This window comes from Candidatus Scalindua japonica, assembly GCF_002443295.1.
Taxonomy (GTDB): domain Bacteria; phylum Planctomycetota; class Brocadiia; order Brocadiales; family Scalinduaceae; genus Scalindua; species Scalindua japonica.
In genome coordinates, this window is record NZ_BAOS01000001.1 from 150,051 (window position 1) to 162,366 (window position 12,316).

Below are 12,316 nucleotides of genomic sequence, written 5' to 3' on the forward strand. Positions count from 1 at the left end.
GTCTGGAAAGATTAAAAGTCAGATAATACACCATAATTTAATTTTTCAAAGAACCACAATTACGTAGGGCAGGCATTGCCTGCCGTTATTTATACAAATCCAAAATGAATGGCAATCCACTCATTCACCATAACTCGCATCGTTTGTATCTGTTCCGTCTCCACCCCAATCCGGTGGATATAGTCCTTTCTTCACACACTTGTGAAACGTGGAATATGGCCAATCCTTAACACTGGTTACCAAACCATGCTTCACCGGGTTATAATGTATATAATTCATATGTCTATTATAATCATCTTCATCACGGATCATATGCTCCCAGAATCTCCTTTGCCAAATTGTGGATTCATTTCGTTTCCGTTTTGATGCATTCATCCAATCATCACGGCGTAAGTCCGGACCACATTGTTTTGTTATGAAACGTTTTATCATAGCCCAGCGAACACCAAAGTTTGAATCGTCCTCCGGCAGCGTCCATATACAATGAAGGTGATCCGGCAACAAAACCCAACCGTCAATGATCAGTGGATGTTTTGTTTGCACATCACGAATACCGTCACGCAACGCCGTTCGAACATTTTCATCGCATAAGAATTCTTGTCGCCGATACGTCACAACAGTAAAAAAATATGTGCCTCCTTTTGCATTAGCACGCCGGTAATTCGACATTAATCACATTCCACCGGAAACGAAAATTGTAGGGTGCGTTTTACGCACCAGAAACACGCCAGCGTAATCAAGTATTTGTTTAACAGATAACACCATTGCCGTATCCAACGTTGTTAGCGGTGCATGGAATGCACCCTACTTGTCTGAATATTTAAATGCAAAACAAATCAGAAATTCTAATTTTTTCAATACTCTCCAGAAATATTCTGCATCCGGAAACAAAAATCGTAGGGTGCGTTTTACGCACCAGAAACACTATTACAGATTATGGCTCATTATAAAACAATAGGGCCAGAAGTTGTGAAATTATGGGAAGTTTAAGCAAGCGCAAGAATTTCGTTATTAGTTTGGTGGTATTAAAGAAACAGGTTTAAATTTTCGTTTAATAGTTAGTTATTGTACATTATTTCTATGAATTGTACATTGATTCTCTGAGCTGAGGATTAAATTTATTTGTAATTGCCTGTCTGTTTACTTTGCTTAAAGAGATGATCTATAGAAAAGATTTTATGAAGAGTATAGATACCATAGTTTTTGTGACAACTGCATTTTGAATTGATAGAAGAAACAATTCGTTCTTAAGGTCTTTATAATTAATGTGTTATCACTGTTTTATTAAAAGTTGCAAAGATAAATTAGCACAAAAAATAAACTAACAAAATGGTTTTTTTCCCCAAAAACCAGGATTTAGGCATAATTATTATAATTACGTTATGTAAAGTTTTGTTAGAAAATTGTTCTTTTTATTTGTTGTTTTTTTGGTGCACTGTTTGCGGGTTTTGTAATAGAGGTGATTTAGCTTTTAATCTTGTTTATGAATCTCCAAGTTACGATTCAAAACTGCAAAAAAGCTGAAAATGTTAATAAAAGTCTTAAAGAAATTAACAAAATAAATGTTAACCGTATAAAAATCGTATAAAAGATTTTTAAGATACTTTTTTATAGTGACTTATAATTTTGATACATTTTTTTACATGTAACTGAGAGGGCATTGGTATGTACATTGGGTGATTTGTTTTCTGTTAATATAAGAGTTTTCAGGAAAAAACATCAGTAGTCAAACAACTTGCCTGCGAAAATAATAATATCTTGCCAAATACACCTGAGTGTAGAAAACGGTATAATTAATTAAGTGTTTTGTTGACTAACTCAATTTTAAAGTGTATAAACTGAATATTTATCATAGGGTTTAGGTTGGTACAGCTATATTTTTTACAAATTTTAACATTATAGCCTCTCTGATGATAAGAGGAAACTGTGCTCCCGTAAAGTGCCTTACCGTGTATAGTGGTCTTTATCATGGTTTTAGCGCAGTTTTGTACATTTTCTGTACACCATTTTCCATTGCGTTGGAGAATAATGAAAACAGGTGCTTTTTTCACGGGCGATACGTCCATGTTTTCATTTGAATTGTTTATCACCCAAGGGGGGGGGGTGGAGATTCATCTACTTTGATCTCTTCCTTGAAAGGAGAATATTGTTCGCATCATTCTGCGGTTCTTTTTAGCAGATGAGCAGAACAGATAAATATCTATCAAACAGTATTACGATTTAAATTTGTTAAAATTGCAATGTGTTTTTACATAACCTGATGATAAACCGATATAAATAATGGGAAGTAACCATATTGTTCCCAATTTTTTTAAATTGACAAATGATTAAACATATAATTCTTTTTTCATCATTAACTGTTTGTTTAAGCTTAATTAGTTGTGCATATATGAACTCTCCAACAGATTTAGAGGTATTAACGTTTGAAGCGGAAAATTCTTCTGCTAGTGAACCAATTGGTGATTATGTCCTGAAACAAGGAGATTCTCTTGACGTAAAATATTTTTACAATAGCGAACTTAATGTAAATGTTGTTATAAGATTGGACGGGAAAATATCTCTTCAATTGATTGGTGAATTGGTTGCTGCGGGACTGACACCCTCTGAACTTCAAGCAACAATTATTGAAAAATATAAGGGGATTTTGAGAAAACCAGAAGTTACCATATTCTTAAAAGAGTTTGAAGAGGAGAAGGTATATGTGGGAGGAGAGGTTGATAGACCGGGAGATTTCTCCATAAATATTGGAAATACTACTGTTCTCCAGTCTATTTTTAAGGCTGGGGGGTTTAAAGAAACATCAGATCCTGGTAGTGTGATCATTGTTAGAAGAGGACCAGAAAATATGCCAGTGACGAGAAAGGTAAATTTAAAAGAAGTTATTTCTGGAAAAGCACCTGAAAAGGATATTTATCTCCAGCCTTTCGATATTGTATTTGTACCTAAGACTTTTATTGCCAAAGCGAATAAAAGTGTCGAGCAATATATCAAAAACATGATCCCTGTTACACTATCTACAGGATTTTCTTATTTTCGGGGTAAAACGAGAACAAAAAACAGTGGAGGAGGCTCTTTTGTTGCGCCTTAGTAATAATAGAGAGATGAATTTTCAGTATTTATTTTAAAGCAATATTATTATCATCTATGTCTTATGTAATTTGGTTGCAGATGAGAAATAAAAGGAATTTTGAATTTGCCTAGTAATTAACTTATCAATATGCTAAAAAACGACAATAGAGTTACCTTAAGAGATTGTTTATATATATTCTTTAAATACAAAATTACCATAGTAGTATTTACATTATCAACACTCCTCATCGCTACTATCTATGTATATACTCATCATACACCATACCAGGCTTCCTCAAAAATCCTTATAAAAATTGGAAAGCAAAGTATTTCACGGGAGGCGGGATTCATCAGTTCACCAGGAATGATTACAACTACAACTACTTCTGATATTCTTAATTCAGAATTAGAGCTAATGAGGGGTAGATACGTTGCTGAAGAAATATTTAATGAGCTAGGTGATGAGATACTAAACCCACCAAAAGAAATACCTCAATCTTTTTGGAAAAAAATAAAAAACTACTTTAAAAAACAAATTTCAGATATTCTCGACTATTTAGATACATTAATTTGTAAATTAGGTCTTAAAAAGAAATTATCTCTTAAAGAAAAAGTCATATTAGGAATACAACATGGTTTGACCGCAGAATTAGTAAATAGTTCTAATACGGTAAAAGTAGGTTTCAATTATCCAGATCCTGTTATAGCTGCACGGATAGTTAATTCCGCTGTCTCTGTTTATATTAAACATCAAATGAATATTCACATGACAACAAATGCCTTAAATTTCTTTGTGAATCAGACTAACAAGTTTAAGAAAAATCTTGAAGTATCTGAAAAAAGCTTAAAAGAATTTCAGGAACATTGGAATATTTCATCCATAGAGGAACAAAAAAGTCATCTATTGCACTTAAATAGTGATCTACGGAGCGAGAAAGATAATACAGAAATTGAGCTTACGAGGCTTAATAGTAAGGTTGAAGGCATGAAAAACCTCTTGCATGAAAGATCATTAGGGTTTTCCACGTTTGATATCAGTAAGCCAGACCAGGTCGTTGATACCATCAAACTAAAGCTTATGGATTTAAAACTGAAGAAAATTGATATGTCTCTTAAGTATTTTGATGATAATTTGTATATAACGTCAATTGATGATAGTATTAAAGATCTTGAGAGAGAACTAAGAAAAGAGGAAGCGAGGTCTGCATATTTAATTGATATTGATTCGTTGAAAGCGAAAAAGGAAAAGATAAATAACATTTTAAGTCGATCAGATGAAGAGTTGAGAAAAATTAACCAGTTGGATTATGAATTACGAGTTTTAACGAGAAAAGTTAGTGAAAATGAAGATTTCTATAACACTTATTTAAAAAAAGCTGAGGATGCTCGTATTCTACTCGCTATGGATACTGCTAATATAACAGATGTCAAAATAATAGAACCTGCGTATCCTCCTATTTTGCCAAAAAGACTGATTTCTTTTATTCCTCAAAAGATTTTTATTTTAATAATGTCATTTTTTATCGGCATTCTACTTAGTGTTTCCATTATCTCACTTATGGAAGTATTTGATCAATCTTTTAAGTCTGTAGAAGATGTTGAAGAATATCTTAATTTGAAGGTTTTAGGGACAATTTCAGAAAATAAGCACCTCAATAAATTATGAATTTCATATAGGTAAATAATACAAATTACTCCCCATCATAATTTTTGTAACAATAGTCTGAATAAAATTCAGCGTCATCCGGTTAGGTTTTTGCGTATTGCAAATTAATGCTCCAAAACTGTCATTCCGGATGCTTTGAGCGGGAATCCAGATTGAAGAGTCACATAGATACCCGATAAAGGAATTCGGGTATGACAAAAGCGGTATACGCAAAAACCTAACCGGATGCTTCTAATTTAAAAAAACGATTTTACTCAAGTATTTTATGGAAAATAGTATTATTAAAATTGGCAAGTTACCTCAAGAAGTAACTATAGAATTCAGGAAGTTAAAAAATAATATTTTACAGTCATTAAACAATAAATCGTCTTGTAAATCTATTATGGTTGCCAGTTCAACACACGGAGAAGGGAATAGTATTACTACAATTTATCTTTCTCGTGTAATTGCTGAAGAATCCAATTCTAAAGTGCTGCTAATAGATCTGAATTTCCGATCAAAGTCAAGACACTATGGCAATAGCAAAACAAAAGGAGTGTCTGAATATTTGTTGGAAGGCGTTCCACTGGAAACAACAATCAGTCAAACTGAGGTTGAAAATCTTTTTGTACTGACGTCTGGTAACAAAAAATGTGATCTTGCCCAGATTATCAAATCAAAGGGGTTTTCAGATCTCATAGATGAGTTGAAGAATAAATATACATATATAATAATTGATTCTGCCCCACTTCAATATTATCCTGAATCAATAGTACTTGCTTCAAAAGTTGACGGTGTATTATTAGTCATCCAGGCAGAAGAGGTGAGAAAGCAAATTGTATTAGATACAAAAAAGAAACTTTCTGCTGTTAATGCAAATATACTGGGTATTGTTTTGAACAGAAAAAAACATTATATTCCCAAATCAATATATGCATATCTTTAAAACTCTTGTATAAACATGCTGCAAGTCCAGGCACAACACCTTTCTAAGATTTTCAAAGTATTTGATATAACTATCGTTATAACTGCATTTATTTTAAGTAAATGGCTTCATGATTTCTTAGAACATATACCCTTTACTCATACAACTGCGATTTTAAAATCAAATTTGTTAGAGTTGTTTATTTACATGGTCGTTTGGCTATACATTTCTTCAGAATGGAAGGTTTATTATTCAAAAAGAATTGCAAATATTTATGACGAATTTTTAATCATAATGAAGGCTTCTTTTATCTGTTTTGTATCGATACTTCTTAGCAGCCTGGTCCTGAAATCACAAAAAACTCAAATTGCCCATCTCGTATTATTCTTCGTAGTTAGTTCAATTTTTCTTATTTCCTTCAGGTTGTTTTTGCGGACCACATTACGATATGTCCGTTCAAAAGGCTATGATTTTAAAAATATGATAATTATTGGCAAGAATAGTCGCTCAGCACTACTTGTTAATAAGTTAAGAGAAGAGGAAGAATATGGGATAAAAACTATCGGTTATGTGGATGAACCGTATGAGTCTGGAGATAATATTAATTTTCCTTCATCAGTAAAATATCTTGGTAAATTAAGCAGCTTAAAGTCAATCTTAAATAATAACATAATTGACGAGGTGTTTATTGCGCTACCAGTAAAATCATTTTATGATAAAATCGAAGATATTATAGTGATCTGTTCTGAAAGAGGGATTGTTGTAAGGATAGTATCAGATGTGTTTCTTTTAAACCACACAAAAAACTCTATCGACCTGCTTGGCAATATTCCCTTGATTAATATCAGCTTAGGGCCGGAAGATACATTCAAATTATTCATAAAAAGATATATAGATATTTCATTATCATGTTTGTTGTTGATACTCATGTTACCAGTGTTCGTTGTTATTTTCATTCTGATTAAGATTGATTCAAAAGGCCCTGTGTTATTTATACAAGAAAGGATAAGTTGCAATAACAGACGATTTAAATTGCTGAAATTTAGAACAATGATATCTAACGCGGAAGATATTAAATCTGAACTGATCAAAATGAATGAAATGAGCGGTCCTGTTTTCAAGATAAAAAACGATCCCAGGATTACCAAAGTAGGAAAATTTTTAAGAAGATTCAGTTTAGATGAAACACCACAACTTTATAATGTTTTAAAGGGTGAAATGAGTCTGGTTGGTCCCCGTCCACCTTTACAAGATGAGGTAGAGAAATATTCATGGAAGCAGAGGAGAAGATTAAGTGTCAAACCTGGAATAACAGGATTATGGCAGGTAAGTGGCAGAAATACATTACCATTTGAAGAGTGGATAGAGCTCGATTTAGAATATATCGATAATTGGTCTCTTGGTATGGATTTAAAGATTATTCTACAAACTATTTATATTGTCTTGAGTCAAAAGGGAGCGATGTAGTTTGATACAATCACCTTACCAGAAAAATCTGAATTTAAAAAGAATAGGTGTTTATTATTTTTTAATTATTGCGGGGGGGTGTACAACCGGGCTGATAACCTGTTTAGTAACAGGGATGAATCTCAAGTGGTTTGTTGTTTATCTACTTGGTATTTTAATGTTACTGCTTTTTGCTTTGTATAGACAACAAAGGAGATTGGCACTTGGGTTATTTGTTTTTTTCATACCGTTCTTTGTGGGAAAACAGTTATTTTCCTCCGGATATCCACTGATTTCCGGTGGGCCATCGGCTATCGGAATATTCCTATACGATATACCACTTGTTTTCCTTATTTTATATTTATTTAAAGAGAGAGTTTTTCAAAGGGATACTTCGATATATTTACCGCCGGTTTTTTTACCGTTTGTTCTCTATATTATATGGTGTGGAATTTCAATGGTTAAATCTGCGGAGCCGGTATTAACAATTATTGAATTTGTGTGGTTTTGCAGGATGGCAGTAATCTTAATCGTTTTGGTAAACCTTGTTAAGGATAAAAGTGATTTAATCCTTGTGCTTTCTGTTCTTATCGCGGGTCTTTTCGTACAGGAGCTTGTTACATTTATTCAGGCGTATTTTAAAACCTGGTTCACATTTACAGGTAATGTAGAACATACTACACTACAATCTACAACAAAACCGGAAGTATTCCGTGCGGGTGGAACTATTGGTGTACACAATGTTCAGGCAGCATACTATGTCCTGTTGATTTCGCTGACTACCGGGATATATTTTATCACTCAAAACATAAAACTGAAATTAGTATTGTTTTTAGTTATATCAGGCGGCCTTTTATCAGTGTTATTGAGCTATTCAAGAAATGGATATTTGAGCCTTGTTTCTGCATTGACAATTGTTTTATTTTTTGGCTGGCGAAAAAAATATATTAATATTAAGCATCTTATCGCAGGTGCATGGCTGATACTTTTTTCAGCTTTTTTTGTATATTACATGTTTGGAGGAGAAAGTATTATTGAACGAATTAAATCAAAGGCGGCTATTGATCCTCGAATGGAAGGTATTTACATTTCGCTTAATATGATTCAGCAAAACCCTTTTGCCGGTGTAGGTTTGAACAATTATTCGATTGTAATGGGAGATAGAAATTATTCACCGGAAGGGATTTCCAATACACAGAAAGGGTATTTTGGAGGAGAATTTTTTGGGACAGTAGTACACAATAAATATTTACTTGTAGCATCAGAGACAGGAATAGTTGGTCTCATTTTTTTTATCTGGACCCATTTTATTATATTTCTATATGCCTTTAAATTGTTGAAGAGTAGAGATAAATTATACTGGGGGATAGGTGCTGGTATGATAGCCGCTTTGACTGGGGCGTCAATACAGATGCTATTCAGCATTTACAATGCTGATCTGCTCATTACCGTATACTGGGTCCTTGTGGGGTTAATCTTTGTTTCTTATAAAATATCCATTCAAGAAGAAAAGAATCTTTGTTTAGAAGCTTGATTGAGAAATGCTGAAATTAATTTCAAAAAATAACTTGAAGAAAATAATACGTAATCCTCGTAATGCCATTGCTAAAGGAAAGAGTAAGATTATTACCCAGGTTGCGGCATCGTATTTAAAGGGATACAGTCCGTTTCCTCAGAACCTGACTTTTTTTTTAACATATAGATGTAATTTGAGATGTAACGTATGTGGTCAGTGGGGTGACACTGGCTATGTCAAGGATTTCTCAGCTAGTCAGATGAAGGACGAAGTAGAGATAAGCACATTGAAAAGAGTGATTGCTGAAATATCCCCATACAAACCCAGGATAAATTTGTGTGGGGGAGAGGTTTTGCTGTACAAAGACTGGTTTAAGTTTCTCAGTTTTGTTAAATCAAAACATCTTGAGTGTTTTTTGACAACAAATGGTACTATGCTCGAAGAGAATGCGGAGAAGATAGTGGATTTATGTTTAGATAAAATAAGCCTTTCTCTTGACGGACCGGAAAAAATACATAATATTGCAAGGGGAGTCGGTGATAATGTCTTTAAAAAGGCTATACGTGGCATCGAATCAATTAACAGGTATAAAAATAAAAAAACAAAAAGAAGCCAGACATTGAAATAGGATGTACTATTTCCGAGCAGAACTATAAGTATCTTGATGATGTTATAGATATTGCAGAGTCTTTGAATGTCAATTGTCTTATTTTTCTTCATCTTATATTTGTAAAAGAAGATGAATTAAATAGACAGATCGCTGTTTTCCGCGAACTATTTCAGACAGAGTCAATTCATTGGGCAGGCTATAGATACAAACCTGACGGAATTGATGTCGAAATTCTGGTAAAAAAAATTGAGGAGATTAAATCCCGCAAATATAAAATGCCTATAGTTATTCATCCTGATTTTACCAGAGAAGAAATTATAAGATATTATCGTGAACCGGTTTTTTTATCAAAATCATATAGTAATACATGCATAGCGCCATGGACTTCTGTTTATGTTCTTCCAAATGGCGATATCAGCCCGTGTTCAAGTTTTGTAGCAGGAAATATAAAGAATGAAAGCTTTAAAAAAATATGGAATAATCAAAAATTCAGACACTTTCGAACCGAACTAAGAGAGAAAAAATATTTTCCGGTATGCCACAGGTGCTGTGAATTTTATAAGCATTAAGGACTGATTAATAATAAATGTCAAAATCTTACCTTGCAAAAGGAAGCTTTTTTTTATTTGCCGGAATGGTATTTAACATGGTTATTGGCTATGTAAATACTGTGTTGGTTCTGGGGTTTGTTGAAGTTTCTCTATACGGTACAATAATTTTTCTGATTACCATTATGGAGGTGATCGCGGCAATTTCCCGGCAGGGAATGCATGTGGCGGTAACTAAGTATATTTCAGAATATGTTGGAAAAGGGGATAAAGGTACTGCAAAAAAAATATTTAATGATTCTAAGTGGTTCGTTATCTTTGTCGCAATAGTACTAACTGTCGTTTCTCCATTTATTTATAAACTCTTATTACCTCATAAGATAATAAGTCACATAAGTTATCCATTATTTTTAATTTGTTTTATTCCATGTGTTTTTCTTAATCCGCTTCTGATTTTAAACCAGAATGGTTTTATGGGCTTAAGATTAAGCGCGTTAAGCTCAATTACGGGTTTCTTTCTTCAGCCAGTTTTTAGAATAATATGCATCTTATCAATATTGGCTATCTTGCCAACTATTACAGGGTTGATATATGTACAAATTGTTCCTCTGGTACTTGCTTATCTTATATCCGAGATACTAATTAATAACAAGGATTTTGGTTTCACGTTACCATCTTTTAAGCATACTAAATTGCTTTATAAATTTTCTGCTCCCTTGATAGGAACTGAGCTGTTAATGTTGTCAATTGATAAGATGGATAAGGTTTTTCTGGGTTATATGGCTACCACTGAATCTGTTGGAATATATAATGTAGCAAGCAAAATTGCTTTCATTGTGGTTATACCTTTTTGGGCAGGAGCACAGGTGTTGGCACCACTTTTTTCTGAATATTGGTCCAAAAACCAGATTAAACAACTTAATGAAATATACAAATATTCTTCCTATCTATTTTTATTTATAGCAGGTTCGGTTGTGATTTTTTTATGGATAAATATCAAATTAATATTAGGGGTTTTTGGTGAACAATTTGTTAATAATGAAGCGGTAGTAGTAACAACAATTTTAAGTTTAAGTCTTTTTTTAACAATTTTACCTGGCTGCTTTTCTCAGTTAATAAGAATGTCCGGGAAAACGTATCTTTCTACTATAAATACTTTTTTAATAGGTTCTTTAAATTTTGTATTAAATTATTTCTTGATTCCAGAATATGGAATGCTTGGGGCAGCCATTGCGACTGCAACTGCTGTTTTATGTGGTCACTTAAACGGATTCATTATTTTAAAATTTATTTATAAAGGTACCGTTTCTCCCTTCAGCTATAATTATTTTCTTGTATTAGCAACGATCTCAGGTGTAAGTATTTTAGTTTATTATTCACCGAATTTGATTTTGGATAATGTATTGGCCTTTTTCATAATGTCACTGATTGGATATGTGATGTTTAGAAGTGAATTAAGTAAGGTAATGGTGAAATTGAGGGCTCGTATCAATTTATAACAGAATTAATTTAGCTCGAACACAACTTTTCGGATTTTTTTAAAAATTAATTTGGATTCAAGACGTTTCAATAACATCTGGAATTATTTTATATGTTACCATTATATCTTTTAAGCATACCCCGCTCTGGTTCTACTCTTGCACAACGAATTCTTGCGTCACATAAGGATGTTGTTACCGTTGCTGAGCCGTGGTTATTGATTCCCTATCTTTATACATTGAAGAAAAAAGGTGTTTACGCGGAGTATAGCCATAAGATATTATCAGAAGCACTTGAAGACTTTTTCCACTATTTACCAAATGGCAAAGACGATTATTTACATAGCATAAGAGAGTTTACGCTCGGTCTTTACCGTAAGGCAGCAAAAATTGAGGTAAAGTATTTCTTAGATAAAAGTCCTCGTTACCATTTAGTTGTGGAGGATATCATTACTCTTTTTCCGGAAGGGAAATTTATATTTCTTTGGCGTAATCCTCTGGCGGTAGCCGCATCTGTCCTTAATTGGTCTGATGGAAAGTGGAATTTTCATTTTCAAATTGATCTTTTTAAGGGTCTGGCAAATTTGATTGCAGCTTATGATGCACATTCCAATTTAGCTATTAGTGTGCGTTATGAAGATCTGCTTATTAATCCACGGGATGAATGGGAGAGGATATTAAATTATTTAGACCTTCCATTTGATCCTGACTTATTGTCTAGATTCAGCGATGTTCAGCTTAGAGGAAGAATGGGTGATCCTCATGTTTCTCATGCAGTATACCAGGATGTTAGTACAGAGCCTTTGGATAAATGGAAGAATGTTCTGAGAAATCCCTTTCGAAAGGCCTGGTGCAGACGATATTTACGATGGATTGGTGCGGAACGGCTTAATGTGATGGGTTATAATTTAGACGAACTTTTAAACACGCTCAATTCCATACCTTCCAGTCCGCGATATCTTGTTTCGGATATAATGCATTTTGTGTTTGGGTTTATCTATTATAATTTGGATATAAGGATTGTAATACATAAGTTACGTGCTTTTTACACCTGGTTTCGTATGCACGGACATACTTAA

At 33.3% G+C, this 12,316-nt stretch carries 10 protein-coding genes; 9 read left to right on the top strand and 1 reads right to left on the bottom strand.

All coding sequences use genetic code 11. The annotated features are described in order from the left end of the window. Positions 1-120: 120 nt before the first annotated feature. Positions 121-669, bottom strand: a complete 549-nt coding sequence (locus tag SCALIN_RS00545) for an REP-associated tyrosine transposase (protein WP_096892315.1) — start codon at positions 667-669, stop codon at positions 121-123. A gap of 1,654 nt (positions 670-2,323) precedes the next feature. On the opposite strand from SCALIN_RS00545, the gene SCALIN_RS00555 reads away from it, so the two are divergent. From SCALIN_RS00555 to SCALIN_RS00595, 9 genes are all read left to right on the top strand, one after another. Beyond that, positions 2,324-3,088, top strand: a complete 765-nt coding sequence (locus SCALIN_RS00555; RefSeq protein WP_096892317.1) for a polysaccharide biosynthesis/export family protein — start codon at positions 2,324-2,326, stop codon at positions 3,086-3,088. Between the two features lie 345 nt (positions 3,089-3,433). Then, positions 3,434-4,735 carry a GumC family protein gene (locus tag SCALIN_RS00560; RefSeq protein WP_162532083.1) on the top strand — a complete coding sequence of 434 codons (1,302 nt, stop codon included), beginning with the start codon at positions 3,434-3,436 and terminating at the stop codon, positions 4,733-4,735. Positions 4,736-5,000: 265 nt separating this feature from the next. Further along, positions 5,001-5,660, top strand: a complete 660-nt coding sequence (locus SCALIN_RS00565; RefSeq protein ID WP_096892319.1) for a CpsD/CapB family tyrosine-protein kinase — start codon at positions 5,001-5,003, stop codon at positions 5,658-5,660. A gap of 15 nt (positions 5,661-5,675) precedes the next feature. Then, positions 5,676-7,106, top strand: coding sequence for a sugar transferase (locus SCALIN_RS00570; protein WP_096892320.1), 1,431 nt, complete (start codon positions 5,676-5,678; stop codon positions 7,104-7,106). A 1-nt stretch (position 7,107) separates the two neighbouring features. Further along, positions 7,108-8,619, top strand: a complete 1,512-nt coding sequence (locus tag SCALIN_RS00575) for an O-antigen ligase family protein (RefSeq protein ID WP_096892321.1) — start codon at positions 7,108-7,110, stop codon at positions 8,617-8,619. Between the two features lie 7 nt (positions 8,620-8,626). Further along, a complete protein-coding gene (locus SCALIN_RS00580) occupies positions 8,627-9,229 on the top strand; it encodes a radical SAM protein (protein WP_096892322.1) in 603 nt (200 codons plus the stop codon). Between the two features lie 62 nt (positions 9,230-9,291). Continuing rightward, complete coding sequence (locus SCALIN_RS00585) at positions 9,292-9,780, top strand: SPASM domain-containing protein (RefSeq protein WP_096892323.1); 489 nt, start codon at positions 9,292-9,294, stop codon at positions 9,778-9,780. Positions 9,781-9,797: 17 nt separating this feature from the next. Continuing rightward, a complete protein-coding gene (locus tag SCALIN_RS00590; RefSeq protein ID WP_096892324.1) occupies positions 9,798-11,258 on the top strand; it encodes an oligosaccharide flippase family protein in 1,461 nt (486 codons plus the stop codon). A 92-nt stretch (positions 11,259-11,350) separates the two neighbouring features. Continuing rightward, the gene (locus SCALIN_RS00595; RefSeq protein WP_096892325.1) at positions 11,351-12,316 is read left to right on the top strand and encodes a sulfotransferase family protein; all 966 of its coding nucleotides are present in this window, start codon (positions 11,351-11,353) and stop codon (positions 12,314-12,316) included.